Origin of the sequence: Veillonella caviae, from assembly GCF_003992125.1 — a bacterium.
GTDB classification, from domain to species: Bacteria; Bacillota; Negativicutes; order Veillonellales; family Veillonellaceae; genus Veillonella; species Veillonella caviae.
In genome coordinates, this window is sequence record NZ_RQUY01000004.1 from 78,540 (window position 1) to 103,363 (window position 24,824).

24 protein-coding genes are annotated in these 24,824 nt (G+C 35.6%); 4 read left to right on the forward strand and 20 right to left on the reverse strand.

The window, feature by feature from the left end; genetic code table 11:
* Positions 1–16: 16 nt before the first annotated feature.
* The 20 genes from EO120_RS02600 to EO120_RS02695 form a co-directional block, all read right to left on the reverse strand.
* Positions 17–1,024: a glycosyltransferase family 2 protein gene (locus EO120_RS02600; protein WP_164725714.1), complete on the reverse strand. Its 1,008-nt coding sequence runs from the start codon at positions 1,022–1,024 to the stop codon at positions 17–19.
* A 32-nt stretch (positions 1,025–1,056) separates the two neighbouring features.
* Entirely contained in the window at positions 1,057–2,442 is a 1,386-nt protein-coding gene (locus EO120_RS02605) for a bifunctional cytidylyltransferase/SDR family oxidoreductase (protein ID WP_127133952.1), read from the reverse strand.
* Between the two features lie 184 nt (positions 2,443–2,626).
* On the reverse strand, positions 2,627–3,475 hold the full coding sequence (locus EO120_RS02610; protein WP_127133953.1) for a LicD family protein: 849 nt from the start codon (positions 3,473–3,475) through the stop codon (positions 2,627–2,629).
* An 87-nt stretch (positions 3,476–3,562) separates the two neighbouring features.
* Entirely contained in the window at positions 3,563–4,753 is a 1,191-nt protein-coding gene (locus EO120_RS02615; RefSeq protein ID WP_127133954.1) for a CDP-glycerol glycerophosphotransferase family protein, read from the reverse strand.
* A gap of 7 nt (positions 4,754–4,760) precedes the next feature.
* On the reverse strand, positions 4,761–5,813 hold the full coding sequence (locus EO120_RS02620; protein WP_127133955.1) for a pyridoxal phosphate-dependent aminotransferase: 1,053 nt from the start codon (positions 5,811–5,813) through the stop codon (positions 4,761–4,763).
* Positions 5,814–5,832: 19 nt separating this feature from the next.
* Entirely contained in the window at positions 5,833–7,167 is a 1,335-nt protein-coding gene (locus EO120_RS02625) for an adenylyltransferase/cytidyltransferase family protein (RefSeq protein ID WP_127133956.1), read from the reverse strand.
* Between the two features lie 94 nt (positions 7,168–7,261).
* Positions 7,262–8,023, reverse strand: coding sequence for a DUF4422 domain-containing protein (locus EO120_RS02630; RefSeq protein ID WP_127133957.1), 762 nt, complete (start codon positions 8,021–8,023; stop codon positions 7,262–7,264).
* 163 nt (positions 8,024–8,186) lie between these two features.
* A complete protein-coding gene (locus EO120_RS02635) occupies positions 8,187–9,188 on the reverse strand; it encodes an acyltransferase family protein (protein ID WP_127133958.1) in 1,002 nt (333 codons plus the stop codon).
* Entirely contained in the window at positions 9,185–10,291 is a 1,107-nt protein-coding gene (gene glf, locus EO120_RS02640) for a UDP-galactopyranose mutase (RefSeq protein WP_127133959.1), read from the reverse strand. Before glf ends, EO120_RS02635 begins: the two co-directional genes overlap by 4 nt.
* Before the next feature lie 70 nt (positions 10,292–10,361).
* Positions 10,362–11,123 carry an O-antigen ligase family protein gene (locus EO120_RS02645; protein ID WP_127133960.1) on the reverse strand — a complete coding sequence of 254 codons (762 nt, stop codon included), beginning with the start codon at positions 11,121–11,123 and terminating at the stop codon, positions 10,362–10,364.
* Positions 11,124–11,669: 546 nt separating this feature from the next.
* Positions 11,670–13,025, reverse strand: coding sequence for a GumC family protein (locus EO120_RS02650; protein WP_127133961.1), 1,356 nt, complete (start codon positions 13,023–13,025; stop codon positions 11,670–11,672).
* Positions 13,026–13,053: 28 nt separating this feature from the next.
* Complete coding sequence (locus EO120_RS02655; protein WP_127133962.1) at positions 13,054–13,944, reverse strand: polysaccharide biosynthesis/export family protein; 891 nt, start codon at positions 13,942–13,944, stop codon at positions 13,054–13,056.
* A gap of 72 nt (positions 13,945–14,016) precedes the next feature.
* Positions 14,017–15,462 (reverse strand): undecaprenyl-phosphate galactose phosphotransferase WbaP, encoded by a 1,446-nt coding sequence (gene wbaP, locus EO120_RS02660; RefSeq protein ID WP_127133963.1) that lies wholly within the window; start codon positions 15,460–15,462, stop codon positions 14,017–14,019.
* 120 nt (positions 15,463–15,582) lie between these two features.
* Entirely contained in the window at positions 15,583–16,446 is an 864-nt protein-coding gene (gene hisJ / locus EO120_RS02665) for a histidinol-phosphatase HisJ (protein ID WP_127133964.1), read from the reverse strand.
* A 112-nt stretch (positions 16,447–16,558) separates the two neighbouring features.
* On the reverse strand, positions 16,559–17,056 hold the full coding sequence (locus EO120_RS02670) for a GNAT family N-acetyltransferase (RefSeq protein WP_127133965.1): 498 nt from the start codon (positions 17,054–17,056) through the stop codon (positions 16,559–16,561).
* Between the two features lie 360 nt (positions 17,057–17,416).
* Positions 17,417–18,085 (reverse strand): energy-coupling factor transporter transmembrane component T family protein, encoded by a 669-nt coding sequence (locus tag EO120_RS02675; RefSeq protein WP_127133966.1) that lies wholly within the window; start codon positions 18,083–18,085, stop codon positions 17,417–17,419.
* A 9-nt stretch (positions 18,086–18,094) separates the two neighbouring features.
* Positions 18,095–18,904, reverse strand: a complete 810-nt coding sequence (locus EO120_RS02680; RefSeq protein ID WP_127133967.1) for an energy-coupling factor ABC transporter ATP-binding protein — start codon at positions 18,902–18,904, stop codon at positions 18,095–18,097.
* Positions 18,897–20,408, reverse strand: a complete 1,512-nt coding sequence (locus tag EO120_RS02685) for a tryptophan transporter (RefSeq protein WP_127133968.1) — start codon at positions 20,406–20,408, stop codon at positions 18,897–18,899. Before EO120_RS02685 ends, EO120_RS02680 begins: the two co-directional genes overlap by 8 nt.
* Before the next feature lie 199 nt (positions 20,409–20,607).
* A complete protein-coding gene (locus tag EO120_RS02690; protein ID WP_241234857.1) occupies positions 20,608–21,498 on the reverse strand; it encodes a BRO family protein in 891 nt (296 codons plus the stop codon).
* A gap of 254 nt (positions 21,499–21,752) precedes the next feature.
* Positions 21,753–22,295, reverse strand: a complete 543-nt coding sequence (locus EO120_RS02695) for a flavin reductase family protein (protein WP_127133969.1) — start codon at positions 22,293–22,295, stop codon at positions 21,753–21,755.
* A 399-nt stretch (positions 22,296–22,694) separates the two neighbouring features.
* Between EO120_RS02695 and EO120_RS02700 the strand changes: the two genes are divergently transcribed.
* The 4 genes from EO120_RS02700 to rbsD all read left to right on the forward strand — a co-directional run bounded on the left by EO120_RS02700 (position 22,695) and on the right by rbsD (position 24,817).
* The gene (locus tag EO120_RS02700) at positions 22,695–22,970 is read left to right on the forward strand and encodes a type II toxin-antitoxin system Phd/YefM family antitoxin (RefSeq protein WP_127133970.1); all 276 of its coding nucleotides are present in this window, start codon (positions 22,695–22,697) and stop codon (positions 22,968–22,970) included.
* A 4-nt stretch (positions 22,971–22,974) separates the two neighbouring features.
* Positions 22,975–23,295 (forward strand): type II toxin-antitoxin system RelE/ParE family toxin, encoded by a 321-nt coding sequence (locus tag EO120_RS02705; protein ID WP_127133971.1) that lies wholly within the window; start codon positions 22,975–22,977, stop codon positions 23,293–23,295.
* 112 nt (positions 23,296–23,407) lie between these two features.
* Positions 23,408–24,298, forward strand: a complete 891-nt coding sequence (gene rbsK, locus EO120_RS02710) for a ribokinase (RefSeq protein WP_127133972.1) — start codon at positions 23,408–23,410, stop codon at positions 24,296–24,298.
* Between the two features lie 105 nt (positions 24,299–24,403).
* Entirely contained in the window at positions 24,404–24,817 is a 414-nt protein-coding gene (rbsD, locus tag EO120_RS02715; protein ID WP_127133973.1) for a D-ribose pyranase, read from the forward strand.
* Positions 24,818–24,824: the final 7 nt, after the last annotated feature.

A 24,824-nucleotide genomic window follows, 5' to 3' on the forward strand; every position in this document is an offset into this window, starting at 1 on the left:
TACCACTTCAATGTGATTAATTTTTAAATTTTATCATAGCATAATAAATATATGCCAATTTATATTTTATTAAAAATAACTTGATTTGGTTTTTAAGTCCCACCACTTTCGGGTATTCATCAGTCCCGCTCCAAACAGGATAAAATTCGATTGCAGTTTTAAAGAGAGTCAAGAAGTCTTTACTTCGATTAAATTCTTTAGCGGCTACACCTAACACTCGCATTAATTCCATAAGTGCTCGTTGAGGGATTTGATTTTTTAAATACCCCTTCGTATCGATTTCTTTAAACAGATTAAATAGTCTTGTATCATTACCTAATAGATCTGGTTTATACGTCTGTGTAGCCTGTCCTTCTCGCACCCTATATCCATATAGAGGATTATCCAATACATACATACTACTTATATCATAAAGTAACTGTAATCCCCCAGCCATATCTTCTGCATACCATAAAGATTGAGCTCTTAAAAGCAGTGTTTCAACAAACTCCTTCTTATACAGTTTCCCCCAAATTTCAAATGGATATCCTGCAATTCCAGTAGTTATATCAAAAATAGCATTTGTTTCCAATAAGGAATCAATATCTTTACGACCATAATATCCTCTATTAGGGCGCTTATAATGAGCTTTAATATCATTGCCACATATTCTGAAAGCTTGACAGACTACCAAGTCCACCTCATGGGAATTCATTGCATCCCACATTACGCGTATTGCATCAGGTGCTAAACAGTCATCACTATCTACAAATGTATAGTACTCTCCAGTAGAATGTTCTAATGCTGTTAGACGAGCACTAGCAACGCCTTGGTTGCTCGTATGGATAACCTTAATTCGCCTATCTAAATCTGCAAACTTATCACAAATAGCACTAGAGTCATCAGTACTGCCATCATCAATAAGTATAACTTCAACATTATGATAAGTCTGCGCAAGAACCGAGCAAAGACAGTCTTCTAAGAAATCACATGTATTATATACGGGAATAATAATAGAAATTAATGGATTCTGTAAACAATTCAAAAAAATATCCTCCTCATACTCCCAAAACAAGATTACATTAATTTAATATCTATAACCTCGCCAGTGATATTAGCATTCAAAGCCTTTAATGACTCTTTAGCTACGATTTCCGATTTTAATAAAGACTCTTCTGGTTCAATACCAAAGTTTTGAACCCGCATCGGAGTTTTAGTTCGTTGTGGATTAATACAGTTCACACGAATACCTTCTGGTTCCCATTCTTCTGCTAGAGCTTGTACAAAATTAACCACAGCCGCTTTAGTAGAAGAATATAAAGCATAGTTAGATCTACCTCTCGTATAAGAACTAGATGTAAAATGTAGCAAGCACCCTTTACTTTCTTGTAAATATGGGTAGGCAGCTATACTAATATTCACCATTCCTCGATAGTTAATCCCAATGATAGTATCAATCGTTGCGTCATCTAAATGCATAAGAGGCTCTTTATTTAAAATAGCTGCAGAATCTACAATGTAATCGATACGTTTATGTTTAGCATAAATATCTTGTAAAAATTTATCAACAGCTGCTCTATCTCGAATATCCACATTATGATTACGTCTAGAGCAAGCATATGCATGAGCACCCGCTTGATTAGCGAAGTTTACCATATCGGCACCAATACCAGAAGTACCACCAAAAACTACCATAACCTTATCTTTTAAAACAGAACCATTAAAAGATTCTGTTAATTGTGTCGTTTTTAATTGGAATAACTTATCGAATAAATATATATCTTCTGGATAAGTTAACTTAGCATTCCGCTCTTCACCAGCCACAACATAAATAGGTGTTTCTGGGAGATACTTCAAAACGATACCACAATCATCCGTAACAGCAAAATGCTTATCTTGCATCGCTTTCTCATAAGCAATTGCAATCGTTTCATACTTAAAACCTTGTGGTGTTTGACCTCGATTCAGTTTAGCTCGTTTAGGAATATCTTCAATTGTATGTTGTTCTTGATTGACTGTAATAATCGTATCTACAGCGGGAACAGCTACATCTACAGCATCATATGTATTCAATGCGTCAATAACATCTGTAATAATTTTAGGACTTACTAAAGGGCGTACAGAATCATGGAATATTAACTGCAAATTGCCAATTTCTTTTTGCATATCTTCATAGGCACGAATAGCAGATAAACTAGATTCATAACGCTCACTGCCGCCATTAAGAATCTTTTTAACCTTTGTCCAGTGATTAGTAGCAACCATTTGTTCTGCAATATCTAAATAATTACCATGCATAACAATGGCAATTTCATCTATTTTTTCATGTTTCTGAAATACATCTACTGTATGTTCTAAGACGGTTTTCCCCGCTACTTTAAGAAATTGTTTGGGCTTATCTAAGCCAAGACGACTACCTATACCACCAGCTAAAATAATTGCTATATTCTTATTTCGTTCCATATACTCACCTAGTTAAACCTACTTATTTATACATTATCTACATTTAGAGGATTACACACAACTGCCTATAATGGTGTTTTATATCGCACCGCACTTTAAACAGCAAATATGCGAATACTAACCGATTAGATAGGATTTATACTTACTATTCATATTTCTAATACACATTAAAGAAATAATAAATTTACTTCCAATATACTTTAAAGTTATGATGACTTACTTGGCTAGCTTTGGGAGGAGGTGTCATATAATCACCATAAGTTGAACTCAAGTATTCATCATAACCAATAGGTGCATAGAATTCACTATCTTCAAAAGGAACTAAAACAAATTTATCTATAGATTCTTTTTTCAAAACCTCAAACTTCCAATTCCATACATAAGTAGTCAACCCTACCATATTAGACTCACTAATGGAGGTTAACTGAGCAATGAAATTCACTAAACGCTGTATTTTTTTTGTACTGAAAGGAAAGCATAAAGTAATTAAAATATACTTAATACATGTTCTTATATTATTTTTTAAGTTAATATTAACTTCTTTAGAATCTGAAAAGTGATTACTTGCTGAATATGAAAAAGATGATGCATTAGCTAATGTACTAAGTAGTTTCTGACAATATAATAATATTTTATGCTTAACAGAATTATTAGGCACCCCATCTACAGGGAAAATATCAATAAATGCATGATAATTCGCATATTTCTCTTTCAAAACATGGTCATATAAAACGGTATTAAGATCTCCTACTCTACCAACAGATAAATGCCAGTCAGGATTATTTTCTAAAGAATCCGCTCTATAACGGCCATTTGTGTTGTCATACAATTCAAAAAAACGTACATAATCTTTTCTAGGCATAGCTATATCTATATCATCATCCCAAGGAATAAAACCCTTATGTCGAATAGCACCTAATAATGTACCACCACATAAAAAATATTTAATACCATTTACATCACAGAATTCAGCTACATGTTTTAAAATATTCAATTGTATCTGTTTCAGTTCTTCAGCTGTTAATTCTTTCATTAACAAACTATTCCCCCTTATATATGTCTAATAAAATGTATACATAACCTGCTAGAATTCAACTATTGGAATACAACATACATTCTGTTATTTACGCTGTAATAAATCGAATATCATCTTACAAGCAACGCCTTTTTCATAGGAACCTAATAATCCTTGATGTTTCTTGACCCTATCCAAATACTGCTGTTTATCAAAGGATACAATATTGTCATATAACGATTCATTTGTAAGCGCAAATGAATAGGGCCATTCTTCTAGAGGTATACAATAATTAGTGACTAGTTCATACTCCTCTTTATCTGGGGTATATAAAAAACAGGGTCTTTTTAGTAAAGCATAATCCCAAACAGAACTAGAATAATCTGTAATCAATACATCTGAAATAAATAGTATTTCTTGCATATCATCATGACTAGATACATCAATAATATAATCTGGCAACCCTTTAATATTATCTAAATAATAATGACCTCTAAATAAAATTTTCCAGTTTCCACCAAATCTTATTTCCAAAGCAGTTTTTAACGCAGAGAAATCTATATTATAAGTACTACTTCCTTTAAACTCTCTATATGTAGGTGCATATAAGGCATATCTAAATTCACTATCTAAATCTAATTTATTTAATATCTCAAACGTTCTGAGCTTTACCTCTTTTTCATCAAAAAACAAATCATTTCTAGGTAATCCAGAATTTATAAATTGACTTATTTCCGCATTAAAAGCTAAAGTAGCGTAGCGTGTAAAGGCTTCACAAGATGATAAATAATAAGTAAATTTATGAGTCAAAAAATACCTAATTTTACCAATCCAACTCCAATCTACAAGAAACCCCCATTTTTTATAAGCACCGCCTCCATGCCAAGTATTAATATAAACCTGATTTCTAGTAGTTGGTAAAACTGTCTCAATCAAATCGTTTCTAATAATAAACTTAGAAGAAAAAAAGTAATAAATATATCGTAAAGATTTACGAGCAATAACAGTAATACCTTGTCCTTGTAAATATGCGTAGTTTTCTGGCTGTTCAAAGGCCCATATAATTTGATAGTCTCCCTTTTTTTCTATATATTGACTAATATATTTAGGGCTACATGTATATCCACGACCTTCATAGGCTGTAAATAATATTCGTTTTTTCTCTATAGGAATAAAAACAGCAACCATGCGTAATAAATATCTGCATATAATTTGTACAACTAAAATTAAAAAATTTATAATTGTAAAGACTATTTTATTTTTCCTCAATACATTCTTAATATTATATAGCCTCATGATAAACCTACTTATCTAGTGATAATAAAGCATTTATAAACTCTTTCATATACCGAATAGAACCGGTAGTAACTCGAATATAGTCTTTTAAAATATCATATCCAGAAGTTTTTATAGCAATATTCCATTCTTTAAGTAATTTATCTGCCAATACTTGAGCACTAATTTTAGGTTTAAATGTAATATAATTGCCACCATCACTAATAGGTTCATAGCCTGCACTTTTTAAAGCATCTATGAGATATAATCTACCCTCTAGTTCTTCTTCAATTAATTTATCTAATAACGATTTATTATTGATGATATGATTAGCAAATAATAAAGCAATAGAATTAGTGTCAAATGTCGGTCTTACGTTGTTAATCATTTTAATTATTGTAGGTGATGAAATAGCATAACCTATCCTACAAGCAGCAATAGAAAATAATTTTGAAAATGTCCTTAATATAACAATATGATTATATTCTTCTAATAATGGCAACTGTGTATGCTTATAAAAATAGTGATACGCTTCATCAATAATAAGTAAAGCCCCTACCTCCCTAGTTTTGTCTGCAATGAGTTTAAATTCTTCATCTGTATAAGGCCGTCCTATAGGATTGTTAGGATTTAATAAAGAAACTATACTTGTTTCATCATCAATAGAATGCAACAAAGCATCTATGTCAATTTGAAACTGAGAATCTATTTTTACAGCTTTGTGTTTTAAACCATACATATTAGCATATACAGCATACATCTCAAAAGTAGGAATTACACTAACAAAGTAGTTACCGGGTTTAGAAAAAGCTTCAAAAATATACTTTAATGCCATTTCAGATCCATCCGTAACAGCTATACAATTCTTCTCAATATTATGAAAGTTAGCTAAAGATGTAATGAGAGGATCTTTATCTGGATATGTAGATAAGAATTCTGATGTGATTTCTTGTTTGATATTTTCCACAAAAGTTTCAGGTAAACCGCCTGGATTTTCATTCATGTCTAACCGTAAAATGGATGTACGATTACCACTAGGGTATTTTCGCTCTAAATTTTCTATCAATGGATTTATATACATATTTCACAACTCCTACCAACTAAAATTTAATTATATTTTTTGATGTATACATATTCAATAGCTTTATAATAGCTTTTATTTCATCGTGAGTTAAAAGAATAGAATGTTTTTGGTTTAATATAGCTTGAATAAATTCGGATATTTCATATCGTAAACCTTCTCCATCAAATTTATAAAAATACTTACGATTCTGATTAATATCTTCAAACCTAACTTCAAAATACTCTGTTTTCCACCATGGTGCTGGTACATATATATAGCCTTTATCTCCAGCAACAACTAACTCACCTTCACTTTTAGCATCAATAGCAATCATGGATGCACCGATACTATTCTCATAAGTAATTAATACTTTAGTAAATATATCAATTTGTTCTTCATTCATACGGCTAAAGAATTGAATACTTTTATAGTCTAGTCCAAGTAATTTAACAAATGCTAAAAAAGAGTAGGATGCTAATGCATTAACACTCCCCCCATTAACTAACTGAATTTGATTTTGAATCTGTTTCCCCAAAATCTGTGTAAAATTGGCCTCTACATTTAATATGTTTCCTATAATGCCACTTTTGGCAGTAGTAACTAATTTATTGAAAGCAGGAGTATAAGCTGTTTTTAAGCCTTCCATAAAAATACATTGATTCTGAATCGCTAACTCTATAATTTCATTAATCTGACTATTTGTAACAAGGATGGGGAATTCAACCAACACATGCTTTTTATGCATAAGTGCTTGCATAATAGCATTGTATTGATTCTGTGGTTTCTCTACAATATATACAGCGTCTACTGATTCATAAAATTCTTCAATATCATCTTTTCTTTCAAGGTCATATTCTGCCAACGTAGAGCTGTCTAAAGTATCGCTACTATCAGAATAAATATATTCAATATCAATGCCGCTAACAAATTTTGATTCATCTATAAATCTTGTTGTTATATCACTAAATCCCCATAAACCCAACTTAATCGATTTCGTATTCCTAATATCTGTACTAGAAATCCCCTTAGTTCTATCTAAATATATAACCTCACAATACTCACTTAAGTAATCAAAATGGCCTTTCCAATCAGACCCGACTGTAAATATATCAATATCATATTTCTTGATGTCATCTATTTTCTGTCCGAAATACTCTTCAATAATAATTTCATCAGCAAAACCTGTTTCTTCCACATGTTTAATACGCGTCATTAAAGAGTCTCGAACATTTAATTTCCCCCTATTCTTATCAAAATCGCTTGATGTTACACCAACAATTAAATAATCTCCTAAGGCTTTAGCATTTCTTAATAAATTATAATGTCCTTTATGAAATAAATCATATGTGCCATATGTAATAACCTTTTTCAATATTATTCGCTCCCTTAGTAACGTTCTCCGAACATCCTCTTATGTCTATTAATAAATTTCTGCTCTTTTCTAATAACTATCCAAAGAACTTAGACTATTTGCCCATTAGTTTCCGCAACAAAAACGATCCGCCCTTTTTAATCCAATTTTGTGGTTCCATAAATGATACATTTTGTTCTTTATATGGAATCTGATTTTTTTCAAGCCATACGTCTAATAAGATTTCACTGACAAAGCCATAGATTCTAGATTCATATACATCGTAACCAGAAATATCTACTCGTTTTTCTAGTTCGCCCAATATGGTAAATAACCACTCACAATATTGAGCATATAAATCTCGACGCATAACAAACATATTAAACATATGAGCCCATGTTCTATTACAAACTTTTGTAAAAGAATCACTATACTCTGGATAGAATTCAGCAATAATCTGTTCGGTTACATCTAACCCTTCACTATGATGAGCATGATTATAATGAGAACGATTCGATTCAATATAATAATTGCGTTTATCTGCCACAATAACAGGTGCAGATAATACTAACTGTGCCCAATCAGCAGAGCTCAAAATCTGATTCTTTTTAGCTTCTATATTACGCACTTCTTTTTTTGTAAAATAACGGCGGTAATGAACTAAACCTATATAATCAGCATCAAGATTTTTCCATGCCCAATATAAGGCAGTTAATTCACAGTAATTAGGATTTTTCATAGATATATGGTCACCTGTATTATCACCAATATATCCTAAATCTTGCTTACCCTCTTTACCTACATGGATAGGTATATAAACATTATCTGTCGGCATCCAATATTGTTTATGCGTGGCTACTAATACTTTAATATTCACTAATCTAACCTCGTATTATTTTAAATATTCCTCTTTTAAGTAATATATTTCCATAACTAAACCGCTTCATCTCAAAGATATAAAATTACAGGAAACCACATCAAAATAAAAGTTAACCAAGTCAAATAAAACACGTCCTTATCAATCATATCTGCTTAGCGTATTATTCTAATTTTATTAATTTAGTTTCTCCAAAAATCCAAGAGGTTGCCTTATATCGAGCCAAAAGTTTTACTATAAAAATAGGTGCTAACGTACCAATAATGGAAGCGAGAATTGAAACTATAATAATATTATCTATTGATAAATATTTGAAAATAGTTCTTAATGGACCTGTAAAATATAAATGTAATATATATATACCTAAAGAATAATATCCACAAGGCTTCCACAGACTAATGAATTTATAATTTTGTAATCTAAAAAATATAATTGACAAAAAGACTGATACCGATATTGCACATATAAACTTAAAAATATTATAAACATTAATAAATGGAAAACTACAATAAGCTATAGTAATACTTATAAAAGAAAGTATTATTAACTTATTACCTATATTATTTTTAATATACTCACTATAAATAAATAATATAGACCCTAGAGAAAAATATACCCCGCCATAAATTATTGAATTTACAACTTTAAATATCCCTTCAATATGGGGCGCCAAAACATATAGCAGAAAGAACACTAAAAACACCAAGACTGGTTTTATAAAGGATTCTAACAAAGGGATAATTATAAACAAACATATTAATGCATATAAAAACCATAAATAAGAAAGAGGTGCTATATAAATATGTATTAGATCTATAAAGTTAAAATAATCACTCATCTGAATATTACTATATAGAGTTGCATAATACTTAAAGACCCAAAAAGTTAATGAAAATACAAGATACATAGGTACCATATTAAGAAATTTATTCCCTATTTTCTTGAAAACCCCTGTATTTTTTTTTGACCAAGTTAATTTATACAAAAAACCACTAATCAAAAAAAATAATGGCATATGAAAACTATAAATTATATTATAAATATATTGTAATTCATTATAATACTGAGGAAAAATATCGGCTCTAATATAACCAAGAACAACATGTCCCACAACGACCAAAAATATAGCAAAACCTTTTAATGAATCCAACCACTCTATTCTCATATAATAAACACCCTTTTCACTAACTCCAACGAACTCGCAATGACCTTATCCATATCGTAATATTTGTATTCCCCCAAACGACCACCAAATATTACATTATCCTCCTGTTTTGCCAGTTCTACATATTTAGCATAAAGATCAAGATTTTTTACATCATTCACTGGGTAATACGCCTCTTCGCCAACCGTCCAATCACGAGGATATTCTTTTGTTACATAGGTTACAGGTTGTGTTCCGAATTCAAAGTGCTTATGTTCAATGATGCGTGTATAAGGAATATTCCCTTCCGTATAATTAACCACAGCCACACCTTGATGATTTTCTTCCTCTAAACATTCTGTTTCAAAATGCAAACCACGGTACTCCAAGCTACCTTCCGAATAACCAAAATATTCATCAATAGGACCAGTATAAATAATTTTTTTAGCTATAGATTGATATTCATCACGATGTACTAAGAAATCAACACCTAGCCGCACTTCAATGCCTTCTAGCATCCGTTCAATCATCTTTGTATAACCGCCTTCAGGAATTCCTTGATAGCGATCATTGAAATAATTGTTATCATAAGTATAACGTACAGGTAAGCGTTTAATGATGAAAGCAGGCAATTCCGTACATTTACGCCCCCATTGTTTTTCTGTATATCCTTTTATGAGTTTTTCATAAATATCTGTCCCCACTAAGCTAATGGCTTGTTCCTCTAAATTTTTAGGATTTCCTGTAATCGCCTTGCGTTGTTCCGTAATAATTGCTTCTGCCTCTTTTGGTGTTCTAATATTCCACATTTTAGAAAATGTGTTCATATTAAACGGTAAATTATACATTTCACCTTTGTAATTCGCTACAGGACTGTTCACATAGTGATTAAACTCGGCAAATTGATTTACATAATCCCATACATGTTTCAAAGATGTATGAAAAATATGTGCCCCATATACATGGATATTAATACCATCTTTACTTTCACAATACAAATTACCTGCCACATGGTTACGACGATCAATAACTAAAACAGATTTGCCACGTTTATAAGCCTCATGAGCAAATACAGCACCAAATGGACCAGCACCGACTATTAAATAATCATACTGATAATTCATAACCATTCTCCTATACTAAAATATACATCTTTTAATAATGCAAACAACATACTAATAACTAAAATAACGCTTAAATGTGGTGTAAAGCTCTACTAGGTTCATGCTTGCTATAATTCTTACCTTCCATGGTATCTTGTGATGCATACATCAAAAATAGTATCCATCCGATGGAAAGAATATTCATCATAAAATCAGCCTCAAAGAAAGAATGTGCCAATATGCTTAGGACAAAGGCCCAATACGTATGTTTAGAAAAGATAGTTGTATTTCTATATCGCCAAAACAAAAAGACTATAGTCAACACAACCATGACAGTCCCTATAATCCCCAATTCTAACAATAATTTAAAATAACTATTATCTACGGGTATCATAAAGCTGTATTGTTGTTCTAAATATAGCGCTCCCTGCCCTAAACCTACACCTAACGCTTGTGTAATAGGCAATCCATTCATTATTGCATCTGAAACCATATCCATAATACCAGCGCGACCAGATGTAATATCGCCAGTATTCTCATTAACTCGCATAAATGCTACAATGACGATAGTAACAGTAACACTAGCCATAATAGCTATATTTTTTACAACTCGTTTAATACTAGACCAAGATTGCAACATATTATTAGCTACAATAAACACTAGTAAACTTAATAATGAGGCTCTTGATTCAGTAAAGATAAAACTAATAATAAAGATTAGCCACCAGATAATTTGACTTACACCACTTGCCTTATCCTTGTTCATGTAGAGACCAAGCATCCCCATAGTAGCCACAACGCCAAACGTATTAGCATGTCCAAAAATGCCACCAATACGAACCTTCTCATCCATTAAGGAACTCCACATGATGGGAAAGTGGAAATTTTTCCAATCCATAAACAACCCTGAATCATAGGCAGTGCGAATCGTGAAATCAAACGATATCGTACCTAACAATATAACTATAGTAATTAATACTATATTAATGGGAATCGACCATCTAAGTGCTTTAGTATATAAATTCCATGAAAAAAACTTAGCAAGCGCAAGAGCTGATCCCAAATTAAGTACAACCTTAAATAGGCTTTTAAGTCCTGCTGCTTCATGAATAACAAAAAATTGTATAATTCCAATGCACATAAAAGGAGCCAGCAAACAGAGGCATATTGCTATATCTCGTAGAGTAATAGTTATATATCCCACTAATAACCCTATTCCTAACAAACACACTAAGCCTATACAAACAAGCGTATGCATAGCAATGGGAAGGAATATTCCTACTGTTCCAGAAGTTAAATAGAAAAGAATAACAATTAATCCTCCAAAGATTCGCCAAAGGCGAGATTTGTCCTCTAAGTCATAAGACATGAATGCTCATCACCATCCTTTAAGAATACCTTAATCTTGCAATCTCTTATTTCGTTTTATATACTCCACAAAGGCATATAACATAGCAACAAGCACACCAATAAGTCCACCTACAGCAGTCATTAGTTTAGGACGTGGCCAAATAGGTTTTTCCTCAAATGGAAGATTCGCCTTATCCACAACTTGAATATCCATAGATTCCATGGCTTGTTCAATACGACTTTGTTCATATTGTTTTACCAAATTAGTATAGACTTCATTCTTAATGCGTGCTTCTCGTTCAAGATTGAGATAATCAATGGCTTCACTTGGCAGTTTACTGATTTCTTCTTCTTTTTCAGTCCGCTGCTCTTCGAGAGCCGCCTTTTTAGCCTTTGCTACTGCCATAGAAGCTTCTGCTAAGGCTTGTTCTCTTACCAAGGATTCTTGCGCTGGATTCATAGTCGCCGCATTAGATTGTACAATAGCATTCACCTCATTCCGAAGGCTATCTTCTAATTGTTTTAATTGGGCTTTAGCTTGAATTACAGATGGATGCTCATCAGTGTACTTGTACTCAAGCCCCACTAATTCTACTTCTTTTTTTACAATATTATTACGAATATCTTGTACAACCGTATTATCATTGATTTTAAAATGTTCACTGTCCGCTTTCATAGCATCTAGCTGACCAGATACACTTTGTAATTTAGCACTATTCGCCGATTCTTCTACAATAGATTGACTAATGGCAGAATCATATTTCGCAAGATTATCTAACTGAGCTTCTGCCTGCAACTTAGGCTGATACATCTTATGTTCCTTTTGGTAGTCAGCAAACTTCCTACCAGCTTCTTCTGCTTCTTTTTTGGCTGTACTTACTCGTTCGTTAAGGAACTTAAGCATAGTATTTTGCGTATCTTTATTCATGTCAGTCATAAGGTGCATAAAATTATTGACTACATCATTGGCAATCATTTGTGCCTCTTCTGGAGTTTTCCCCTTGGCAGATACACTGATAATATTAGTTTGTTTAATAGATTCAATGGTCAAGTTCTTTTTAGCAAATTTTTCCGGTGTGAGAAACTCTTTCTCATCCTCATCCCAATCTAATTCATCGATAATAGGTTGTAATACAACACCACTTTTCATGAGCTCTACATAAGTCATAGTCGGCGTACCAGCCCCACTAAGACCTGCTAAAGCAGCTAATGCACCTCCACTAGTAATGCTATTAGGCGTCACCCTTGTCCGTACCGTCGTAGTAGACTCATATGTAGCAGGCCAAACTAGGCCTGCCACCAAAGATGCCGTAGCAAAGCCCACTACAATCTTTACTAGTACTTTCTTTTTATTTTTGCAAATAGCAACATACTCTTGTATGTTAAATGCTTTCTGTTGATTCATTATCAAGACCTCTATTGATTACTTATTCTTAGAAATTACGGATACTATATGCCAAAGACGCTACTGGCGCAATATCAGAAATCAATATTTTCCGTGATTTAGGTACATAAATCATATCGCCATCTTGTAGCGCAATATTTTGTTTAATGTCTTGTTTCTTTATAAAATGTTCTATATTAACTTCCCGCACATACACTTTGTCATCTATCACTCTAACTACCTGAACATGCTTAATACGAGCTTTTCTGCTGGTACCATGTGCACTAGAAAGCGCTGCAAATACATTCATATAATCTGCATTGAGTCTGTAAATACCAGGATTAGCTACTTCCCCCATAACATACACCTGCCGTTCCCCATAGGCAGACACACTTACATTAACATCAGGTCGTTGAATATATTTACTAAGTCGTTGGCTCAAAACTTCCGAGGCCTCTTCCAAAGTAAGGCCCCCTAACTTAACCACACCTGTATAAGGACTACTAATTCGACCATCTGGACCAATAGTCAAGGTAACACCAGAGTTGCTAGTCGAATCCCCAGAGGTCCCTGTAAAGCCTAATTCACCACGAGAATAACCTACCACTTGTAAGTTTAGCTTATCGTATTTGGATAGACGATATTCATCAATCTCTGGTCGTGCTAGTTCAAATACACTATCTGCAGGATCTATATATTCACCATTTTCGTAAACCATATTAAATTTTTCTTCTTTACTGAGTTTTCCCTTTCTAGTAACAGTGGCTTTCGTTACCCCCTCATTATTAGATTGAACTTGATTAATCGTTACAGGTTGTACCTGCATATTTATAGGCTTTATCAACTCTACAGATTCGGCGGAACTAATATTATAAATTCCCCCTAAACACGCCGTCAGTAAACAACTAACTATGATTTTACTAACTTCTTTTCTTTTCATTCTATGAACCCTCACAATGCTCTAGTTTCAAAACTTTTATCTATAACAACATTTTATTCGGAACAGACCACACTAATAAGCGCCTTCCTTTTTCAAGACTACTTTCACAGTTTTAATCAAATATACAACATCCATCCAAACAGACCAGTTATGAACATACCAAGAGTCCATACTTACTCGTTCTTCGTAAGTTGTGTCAGATCGTCCCGATACCTGCCAAAGGCCTGTAATACCAGGTGTTACCATACAAAAATCATGAAAATATTCGCCATATTTTTCCACTTCTGCTTGAATAATAGGCCGTGGTCCAACAAAGCTCATCTCGCCCTTGATAACATTAAAAATTTGAGGAAGTTCGTCCAAACTAGTCCTACGAAGGAAAGCTCCAATTTTAGTAACCCTTGGGTCATTCTTAAGTTTAAAATCAGATTCCCATTCCTCACGGGCTTCTGGATTCTCTTCTAAATACTTCTCTAACATTTCTTGCGAATTAACTACCATGGAACGGAATTTATAGCATGGGAATTCCTTACCATTTTTACCAATTCGTTTATGAGCAAAGAAAATCGGTCCTGGATCCGTCTTATATATAATAGCTCCGATAACAATGCAAACAGGAATTATAATGACTAAACTCAACAAAGCCACGACTAAATCAAAAATTCGTTTAGCCCATCGATTGTACCACCGCGCCAAATTATTCTTAGACTGTACCACCATCATACGAGCTTCCAGCAAACCTTGAATTTGCAGATTGCCTACAGGAGCACCCATAAAATCTGGTACAAAACTCACATTTTTAACTAACGGCTCAATTCGATTAATTAGATTTGTCAGAGCTTTAGGGCCTAATCCTGGTGCACTAATAAGTACAGTTTTAACCCCTGTCTTTTTAATCACCTGTTGAGCATCCTTAAAACCACCCAGAATAGGATACTTAGCTAACGAAGGGGCTACCTCTTTAGTATCTTCTAAAAAACCTATAATTTTATAGCGATAGCCAGAATCCCCTTCTATCACTTTTATCAAGGCTTCTGATGTTTTACCAGCCCCTAAAATAAGAACAGGTTCATATAGCCAGTTATATGCACTTAAAATGGACTCTGTAACAAATCGAAAAGATACAATACAAATATAAGACAACACCCATGCTAGTACAACAAAGAGTCGAGATACATCTTCTGCCACGTGGGTAAAATACATTAGAAAAACAGCCATGATTAAGCTGTAAAGCGTAGCTATAAACACACGTTTTCCTATCACCCAATAAGGCGCATTACGTTCATAGGAGAAATTAATATGTAAAAATAGAAGAAATACTAGTGGCAATACCACAACGATATATAAACTATTAATATGAAAAGAATCCAAAGCACCTGGCAAAATATATTTGCGCAATCCATAGGCCATGCCTACACCACATACCACAGCTAAGTAATCTACCACTGATAAAATTAAGGGAAACAATAAAGAGTTCCATCGTTCAACAGTAGATATAGATTCATATTCTCCTCGCATAGGCCCCTCCCAAAATCTTCATCTAATTTATAAATAACATTATAGCATGAAATAGATGCATAGTCTTTATTATTACGTAAAACTGCAGGCCTTCAATTAAATCACAATATAAACATATAGCTATTCCCAAACTCGTGCAATATCCGCCACGCTATGCGCATCAGACCCCAATACAAAAGGTACCCCAATAACAGCAGCCATACCTTGGATAAATCGACTTGGATACATTTCCTGACAATCTTGTTTAAAAAAGCCGCTCATGTTGTAATCTAATTCACGCCCTTGGACGCGCATGATATGGAGGATATCACTTACTACTTGTGCATTACGTCTGTCTAGATAGCGATCGTAACCAAAGTGGCGTTGGTATTTTTTTATTAAATCAAAATGACCGATGCGCTTTGGCGTATAGGAACCTAAATCTGCACGCACTGCTTGTCGTAAGATGCTAAAGTATTTATAGTATAATTCACTTTGATTATCAATCCACGGAGCAAAACCTTTTGCAAATTCATCAGCACTATAATCGACGCAATAATATTGCCCTGCTACACCATTCATGAAATGTACAGACAAAATATTATCATCCGTCAATGGACCATATCGATCTAGGAAATCTTGAATATCCGTTTCAAACCCAGGAATATAATCTATCTCAAAGCCCAAAGAAATATCGATATGCGTGCCATAAGCGCGTTGCAATTCTCGCCCCAATTCGAGATACGAATCCACTTGATTCATTTTTAATGAAGCCGTATCATAGGCAACTTTATCGCCACCATATTCAACTTCAAATCCTGCTGGCAATGGTGCATGTTCAGTTAAACATATTTTCTCAATGCGTAACTCAATGGCCTTTTCAATCATCAATGCCGTTCTATCCCCGCTACCATGCGGACATAACTCAGTATGTACATGGCCGTCCACCAATCGGCTGCGATACGTACTGTAGCCGACAAACTGTCTTTCTGCTTTCATATTCATAATAAGATATATTCCCCCAACTATTGATATATTACAAATTACACATAACCACTAAGGACTCTACGCATGTATCGTATGCTCCATATCCATCACAAAGCCCCTATTTCACGGGCTACACCAACAAAGCATACGTTTCAGTATCTCGATATGTTCCGTGCTTAAATCCTACCTCTGGTGTGAGACCGCAATAAGTAAATCCGAAACGCTCGTGTAATTTTGTGCTTCCCTCATTACCAGCAGTGATAACAGATACAACATTGTGTAATATATCGTCCTCTCTCGCCATTTCGAGAATGCGCGCCATCAACTGCGTAGCCACCCCTTTACCACGGTGTTCTTGATGAATATAAATCGATAATTCCACCGTACTTTTAAAAGCATCTTTCAATCGATATGGTGAAAGCGACGCATACCCTATCACCGCATCATCTACAGTTCCTACAATAATAGGATGATGTTCATCACTGTGCGAATCATACCATTCGTGCCACTCTTCTAATGTGCGCGGTTCTAAATCCAACGTGGCCACACCATGTACCACCTCATAATTGTATATATCTAAACAAGCCTCAATATCTGTTTCTCTAATTAACCGAATCTCTAATTCCATGTTTTATAATCCCTAGCCCCTATTTACTTCGCTACACCTCTTACGTAAGCAATCATACCCAAGCGAACGTACTCCTCGCCTATGTAGCGAATTAAATTACACCATCTATCCTGTCTATATCTTCTATAATGTATTTACCTATCAGTATACAACAAAAGGCGTAATACATACAGAATTACCTCTGTATTGACATTGCCATATGAATTAAAAAATGTATCATCTATCCCAAAAATATAAACGCTTTTAAAATCTATATTCTAAATAAAACAAAACACCCTATACTGAAAATTTCTGTAATAATGATCGATACAATCAATACAACCAATGTATTTCCAGTATAGGGTGTTATATATTAATATATTATAAGATAATGATAAGTGCTATAGTAATAACTACTAATCCCGTTATCACAGCATAATCCACAGCTTTCAGTCCTACTGAAGCAGCAAAGCTATGGTTTTTCCCACCAAAGCCACGCAGTTCCAAAGACAAAGCCATCGTTTCAGAGCGACCTAAGGATTTCAAAAGCAATGGTTGAATAACAGATGCATATGATTTCATGCGTTTTACCATATTGCCTTCTAGTGAAAGTCCTCGGCACGCTTGTGCTTCTTGGACGGCCTTGCTTTCACCAATGAAATCAGGGACGAAACGGAGTGCTGCAGTGAACATGAATGCATATTCATAAGGAATTTTGCATTGTGTCACGAGGGCCGCTGTTAAATCCTGCAATTTTGTCGTTCCTAATAACGCGATAAATACGGTGGTCATAGATAACATACGAAGACCCGCCACAATAGCAGATACCATATCATGACTACCTAGGAATTGGACGATACCTAAAAATACAGCAAAGGTGAATAACGCAAAAATCGCCTTATATTGTTTTACCAAAATACCGAATACGGCGAGGCCAATGAGTTCCACAATCACCAATACTAATAAGGATTGCCAATCTCTCAACAATATAGCCCACGCAGAAATAGCGAGGGTCATCAAAATTTTTGTTAACGGTACTAATCGTTCCATCATACCCTCCTACGCTTCTAACTGCGCCAACAATCGAATGCGCAATTCATCCATAGATTTACAATACCCTAAACCTGGTACAGCCAGCGACAGTTCCACACTAGGTGGTCGCGTAAGACCTAAGTCATGTAGTTCGTCCGCAGATTTAATAAATAATGTATCCGGTGTACCATCAAAAGCCACTGTTTGATGCCCCATAATGATAGCCCGCGTACATTCTGCAGCCATGATCTCCATATCATGGGTAATGAGTAATATGGTAAGCCCTTCTTCATGCAGTTGGCGAAGCAAAAGCAATAAATCTTTCGTTTCTTTCCCATCTTGACCACTAGTAGGCTCGTCGAGGATAAGAATCTTAGATTGCATCGCCAATGCCGATGCAATAGCAACACGTTGTTTTTCACCGCGGCGCAATGTTGGCGGGTACGCATCCCGCAAATGACTAATACCGACTTTTTCTAACACTTCGTTAACGATACAATCTACTTCGGCCTTAGAACGACCTAGCGATTCAGGACCAAATGCCACCTCAGTAGCCACCGTAGGTCTAAACATTTGACGGTCTGGTTGTTGAAACACATAACCAATAAATTGGCCCCGTTTCGATGGCGGCATATCCGTAATATCTGTACCATTATAGTACATGCGACCTTCTGTAGGTGTTTCTAGTCCCACTAGCAATCGAGTAATAGTCGTTTTACCGCAACCGTTTTTACCACCGATGGCAATAAATTCACCACCATTAATGGTGAAAGTAACATGTCTAAAAATATCTACCGATGGCACATAGCCAAAACGTAAATTTTCAACTTTAAGCATGGGTGCCACCTCCATGAACAGAATTTTCTATAGCCTTTGCCATTTCAATATGGTGCAAACCCTTGATAGCAGATTCGATACTAAGCCACGGTTCGTCACTGCCATAACCAGCCTGTTCTAATTGCATATATGTAGTAAATACAGAAGGCAATGCATCAACGTAAATATCGTGTTCGTACATATACCGCAATGTTGTAGCCACATCACTGTCGCACACAACTCGTCCTTGTACCATGAGAGCCATGCGGTTTGCATAAGGGAGCACAGCGTGTAAATCGTGGTCAATAACTACTACCGTAATACCATATTCCTTATTAAGAGAGCCTACAAGGCGATAGAGTTCTGCAGTCCCCTCTGGATCGAGAGAGCTAGTTGGCTCGTCCAGAACAAGAACGGATGGATTCGTAGCCAATACAGAAGCAATAGCAAGGCGTTGTCGTTGACCACCGGATAAGCTCGTGATTTTGCGTTCTTCTAAACCTTCTAAGCCTACTTGTTTAAACACTTCACGGCTACGAGCTTCAATAACATCACGAGTATAACCGCGGTTTTCCATGGCAAATGCCACTTCTTCACGAACGGTCATAGTCACCAATTGTGTATCATAATCAGCTAATACGACGCCAATATGGTTAGCTAAATCAGGAATATCCATTTGTGTTGTCGCTTTGCCCTCCACAAATACCATGCCTTCCAATCGCCCGCCGTAGAATTTTGGCACCGCCCCTACCATGGCCATGCAAAGGGTACTTTTACCACAACCGGCAGGACCTGTAATAACGAGGAAGTCACCGTCATGCACATCGAGATTAATATTCTCTAACGTTGGTGATGATGCCTTAGGATGATAATAGGTCATGTGTTCAATAGAAATTTTCGCATTTCGTTCTGGTAAAATCGTTAAATGACTATGATTACTAGTTTTCTCATCACCAGTAGGCAACATTCCGCGTTTAGCGAATAACTTCTGCGCTGGAATATATAAAATCGGCGTTATAGCCGCATTGAGGGCGGCTACCATAAGCACCATAGGCCAAATAACGAAGAAATACACATTATTCGGCAATCCCATGACTTGCCACAACAAGGTCACAAAAATACCGCCAGATACAACAGTAGCAAGAAATCCAGACACAATAGATGTAATATCGATACCACCAATGCGTTTCCATTTCATATTGACCATAGCACGCGTAACAAGAGCCGCCGTCAAAGCACCGCCAGGCTCGGACAATAAATTGCCGTATGGAAATGCCGATTTAGACGTCAAAATAGTGAGGAACGCCGCTACTAAACCAATGCCTAATGTCTGCCCATAACTAGGACGGGTCAATAAAATAGCTACACAATAAGTAGCAATCATCCAATTCGGCGTCACCCCTGCAATACTAGGGCTTACTAAATGCAAAATAGCACCTAACGCCAATAACAATGTACTCACCGTGACCCAACGAAACTGGCCCCCTTGCTGGTGAGTATACACAAGATCCTCAATCCGTTCCATAATCCGCCTCTTTTCCATACATATAGAATATATAATGTTAATTGTATCATCTATATAGGAGTTGTGAAAGTAGATTATAGATGAGTGCTATTGTAGTTTTGCTAATAAATGATTATGTATAATCGTTAAATACAACTATATCTAAAGAGGCGAAGAGATTTAGTTAAAATTACTTTGAGGGATTCTGAAAATGACCAGCTTAGATTGTACTTTTAGCATCCTCCTCACCAATTGGAATTTCTTTCACTACATCACTAATCAAACGTCCTAAATCAATGGCATTTTTAGATGTAATCACAGGTTGCCCGGTTTCTTGTTCCAATGTTTCTTTTGCCACTTTTGCTACATTGCCGCCACGTTGAGCTATTTTTTTATTTTCTTCTAATCCTTGAGGATGCGCTACATTAGTAATGTCTTTAGTAGCAGCTTCTGCTAACATATTAAGAATCAACTCAGTAGTCGACATGTTATCTCGTAAATTTTCTTTTTTAAGCCCTTTGTAGTCTTTATATTGTCTTGTTGTCATGCCACTCCAGGCTTTTGATATTTCATTGGTTAAAATAGCGTATTCTTGTCCAGCTTTCACACCATGGTCTTGCCACGCATCAGTTAACTCTTTTCTAACTTGAATCGCTTGTAATCGCTGATTAATCCACTCTCGTGAATATCCTTTCTTGACATAATTTTCTAAGGCCCTATCAATAGTTAGTTCTGGATCAACAATTTCATCTAGTCGTTCTTTACCAACTTCTGCTAACCACATTTTAAAGGGCTCTGCTTTAGGTGATGGGACAGATTGAATGATTCGAAACATACCTTGTATATCAGCAACATCCGATTTATACATCTTCCCATCTTTAGGCGACTTTAATTTCAGTTGGCTACAAATTGTAGCCAACTGATTTCCTTCCTTTTTCAACCGTGTTTTGAGTACACTCCAATACTTCCTCGGATTGTCACTTTCAGTAAGAACTCCTAAAACATCAATAACCGAAAAATACCATTCTTCTTTTTCATTATCCCAAGCTGAACGAATTTGTTGCCCTTCAAACAATTTAATATCATTATCCAAGTTAATTCCTCCCTTCATGGATATATTACAGACTATTTACTTTATTATATCAATGAAAAGGTTACTTGTAATATACCTAAAGCCTGATAAGGGATAATCCTTGCCATTGTACAACTGCCCTTTAAAGTCCAACATCGTTAACGCAGATAATCATAGAGTTTTATAGCGCAAAATTTAAACGCCCCCTGTACAGGCGCCTAATATTCGATATTCATTAACTCTAATCTTTAGGAACGCCTACAGAGGTCGCTTTCTTATTCGCACATATTCTATTATTTCACTTCCACCACTTCACCAATATACATAAAATGAGGTTCCCATTGATTTTTACCGTCTTGGGTATATACAGCCGGCATGGACGCATAGTAATCTTGGATATCTTGTGCTAACGCTTGTTGATCTAATTGAGCACCATACAACTTGCGACATATAAATGTTTTAGATGCTTCTTTAAACGTCACACCTTCACCAGCAGCTACAGGGGTAAGACCAGAATTCGCTACTTTATCTTCATTGCGGCCAGAATGAGATCCCAAATACCCCAAGGCTTTGCGTTGCTCCATTTGGAAGAAGCTCACTGTAAAGGTATCGTGTTTTTCCATGAATTTTTGAGTGTATCGTGCGGGATGAATAAATACGGTCACAATAGGTCTGTCACCAGCTTTACCAGCAGTCCCCCAAATGTTCCCCATAGTCCCCCAGCTGACCGTACATATATTGTAATCATCCATGTTGCCTGCTGTTACGAGAGCCCAGTCCTTGGAAAACGTATCGAATGCTTTGTAATCTTCTTGTCTAAAATTTGTATTGAACATAGTAATTCTCCTTTTAAACTCTTATTTTGATTTACACTTTTATTTAGTTGCGTCGACAACTATTTTAAATTTTCTATTTTTCATACATAATGAGCCCATTTTCATCGATATTAGAGTAACTCCCAATAAAAATACATGTATTAATCATATCTTACAATACGAATATGAGTAATCTTTTCACCATCATGTGTAAAATACAACCCCCTTATAACATCACTATGAGCCTGTTGATACAATGGTTTTATACATAACAACCCAAAAAGTTAACACCGTCGAAAAGCTCATTTAATACTGTAATTATATCCTTTAAATGATATAATTACAGTATTAAATGAGCTTTTACTTTTAATAAAGAAAGCCTTATAAAATACATTCTAAATCTATAGTTAGGAGGATATTATGCTACGTGAAACAATTCGTCCATCTTCTGATTTACGCAATAAGTACCCAGAAATTTCTAAATCCTTACAATTACGCGATGAAGCTGCCATTATAACAGTTAATGGTCGCGGAGATACAGTAAGCTTAGGCTACAATACTTATAATTCATTAAAAGCTAAAATTACCGTATTATCATCTATAGTGAATGGCCAAGCAGATATTATCGAAGGTCGTACAAAACCTGTAGAAGAAACATTCAAAGACATTCGTACTATGTTAGATAGTATGGAGTAATACCATGGACACTTATAAAATAGAACGCTCAGATGGATTCAACAATGAGTTACAACGACATATGTGCTATATAGCCACTCAATTTTCTCGGGATACGGCCTATAAAGTACTGGAGAAAATTGAACACTCTATCATGAATCTACAATACTACCCATTTATGGGAGCAGAGTTAAAAGCAAAAGAAATACATACACAAAATTTACGAGTGCTAATCCTAGAAAAACTTATCATATTCTATTTAGTTTCTGAAGTGACAAAAACTGTTCATCTCATCTCAATCCTAGATCAACGCCAAGACTATGAAAATACGCTTAATGGCTTGTAACAGTAGGAGTAATATTCATACAGTTAATAAAGAAATTGTCTATGCAGATTTAGAAGAAATAGTATATACTAATAACTGAAAAATTGCACTAATAAGATTATAAGGAGTAGCTATGAATCGCATTGTAGTCATAGGTAGTTGCAATATGGATATTACCGTGTTGGCAGATAAACGACCAACAGCTGGTGAAACCATATTAGGCAATGAATTACATATTGCCCATGGTGGCAAAGGGGCTAACCAAGCAGTAGCGGCGGCGCGTCTCGGCGCAGAGGTAACCATGGTTGGGTGCGTAGGCAATGATGTATACGGCGAAATGATACGCACTAATTTAATAAACAATCACATTAATGTAGATTATCTTGTTACCCTCCATGATGTGACGACGGGAACGGCGCACATTACGTTGGCAGAAGGTGATAATAGCATCATCGTTATTCCTGGTGCCAATGCGCGAGTTGATGAAAATATCGTAGACAATGCATGGCCTGCCATTGAATCTGCAGATTTAGTAATGGTGCAAAATGAAATTCCCGTTCCTACTATTGAATATATTGTAAAACGATGTCATGCAGCACGCATCAAAGTACTATTAAACCCTGCACCTGCAGCAGACCTCAATCCAGATTGGCTCGAATTAGCTACCTATATTACGCCAAATGAACACGAATTATCCGCCCTCTACCCTAGTCAGGACACGACGGAAACAGTGATTGCCCATAACGGTCAAATCATCGTCACTCTTGGCAGCAAAGGTGTCGGCTATGGAGCAGATGGCGAACTACGCATCATTCCTGGTTTTTCTGTGAAACCAGTGGATACAACTGGCGCTGGCGACACCTTTAACGGCGCCTTTGCAACGGCTATTGTCAATGGTGAAAGCCTAGACAGCGCATTGCGCTACGGCAATGCAGCAGCCGCCCTCTCCATCCAAGCTTTGGGAGCCCAAGAAGGCATGCCTACAGCAGAACAAGTATCTGCTTTTCTAGCAGATGCTACCTAACAAGTACCTGCTACTTAATAGCTAAACCAAGAATTGTATGCATATAGCGGCGCTTTCACCAAGCGTCATAGTAGTAACAATCGCGCTGAGCGCAGGAGGTATAATATGCAACGACACGGTATTTTGAACAGCCATATTGCCAAAGTCCTCGCCGACTTAGGTCATACAGATACAATATGTATTGCCGACTGCGGTCTACCCGTACCAGAGGGCGTAGAAAAAATCGATTTAGCCCTCACCTTTGGAACACCTAGTTTCCAACAAGTGATGGACGTCATTTGGATGCATATGAAAGTAGAAGCTATCCATGTAGCAGAAGAAATGAAAGAACACAATCCTCATCTCTATCGCTATATGGAAAGCACCTATCCTAAAGATGCGTTTCAGTGGACTGAAACGCACCACGATGCTTTCAAAGAAGCCACGAAACATTGCAAGTGCATCATTCGCACCGGCGAAGCGAGTCCGTACGCGAATGTTATATTACGGGCCGATTGCATTTTTAGCGATCGTCCATAGTCAGGAG

Bases quoted from the DNA above. Each gene is read 5' to 3' on its own strand.
- EO120_RS02605 (WP_127133952.1), bottom strand. From the start codon at position 2,442: ATGGAACGAAATAAGAATATAGCAATTATTTTAGCTGGTGGTATAGGT.
- EO120_RS02610 (WP_127133953.1), bottom strand. From the start codon at position 3,475: ATGAAAGAATTAACAGCTGAAGAACTGAAACAGATACAATTGAATATT.
- EO120_RS02615 (WP_127133954.1), bottom strand. From the start codon at position 4,753: ATGAGGCTATATAATATTAAGAATGTATTGAGGAAAAATAAAATAGTC.
- EO120_RS02620 (WP_127133955.1), bottom strand. From the start codon at position 5,813: ATGTATATAAATCCATTGATAGAAAATTTAGAGCGAAAATACCCTAGT.
- EO120_RS02635 (WP_127133958.1), bottom strand. From the start codon at position 9,188: ATGAGAATAGAGTGGTTGGATTCATTAAAAGGTTTTGCTATATTTTTG.
- glf (WP_127133959.1), bottom strand. From the start codon at position 10,291: ATGAATTATCAGTATGATTATTTAATAGTCGGTGCTGGTCCATTTGGT.
- EO120_RS02645 (WP_127133960.1), bottom strand. From the start codon at position 11,123: ATGGATGAGAAGGTTCGTATTGGTGGCATTTTTGGACATGCTAATACG.
- EO120_RS02650 (WP_127133961.1), bottom strand. From the start codon at position 13,025: ATGAATCAACAGAAAGCATTTAACATACAAGAGTATGTTGCTATTTGC.
- EO120_RS02655 (WP_127133962.1), bottom strand. From the start codon at position 13,944: ATGAAAAGAAAAGAAGTTAGTAAAATCATAGTTAGTTGTTTACTGACG.
- wbaP (WP_127133963.1), bottom strand. From the start codon at position 15,462: ATGCGAGGAGAATATGAATCTATATCTACTGTTGAACGATGGAACTCT.
- hisJ (WP_127133964.1), bottom strand. From the start codon at position 16,446: ATGAATATGAAAGCAGAAAGACAGTTTGTCGGCTACAGTACGTATCGC.
- EO120_RS02670 (WP_127133965.1), bottom strand. From the start codon at position 17,056: ATGGAATTAGAGATTCGGTTAATTAGAGAAACAGATATTGAGGCTTGT.
- EO120_RS02675 (WP_127133966.1), bottom strand. From the start codon at position 18,085: ATGGAACGATTAGTACCGTTAACAAAAATTTTGATGACCCTCGCTATT.
- EO120_RS02680 (WP_127133967.1), bottom strand. From the start codon at position 18,904: ATGCTTAAAGTTGAAAATTTACGTTTTGGCTATGTGCCATCGGTAGAT.
- EO120_RS02685 (WP_127133968.1), bottom strand. From the start codon at position 20,408: ATGGAACGGATTGAGGATCTTGTGTATACTCACCAGCAAGGGGGCCAG.
- EO120_RS02690 (WP_241234857.1), bottom strand. From the start codon at position 21,498: ATGAAGGGAGGAATTAACTTGGATAATGATATTAAATTGTTTGAAGGG.
- EO120_RS02695 (WP_127133969.1), bottom strand. From the start codon at position 22,295: ATGTTCAATACAAATTTTAGACAAGAAGATTACAAAGCATTCGATACG.
- EO120_RS02700 (WP_127133970.1), top strand. From the start codon at position 22,695: ATGCTACGTGAAACAATTCGTCCATCTTCTGATTTACGCAATAAGTAC.
- EO120_RS02705 (WP_127133971.1), top strand. From the start codon at position 22,975: ATGGACACTTATAAAATAGAACGCTCAGATGGATTCAACAATGAGTTA.
- rbsK (WP_127133972.1), top strand. From the start codon at position 23,408: ATGAATCGCATTGTAGTCATAGGTAGTTGCAATATGGATATTACCGTG.
- rbsD (WP_127133973.1), top strand. From the start codon at position 24,404: ATGCAACGACACGGTATTTTGAACAGCCATATTGCCAAAGTCCTCGCC.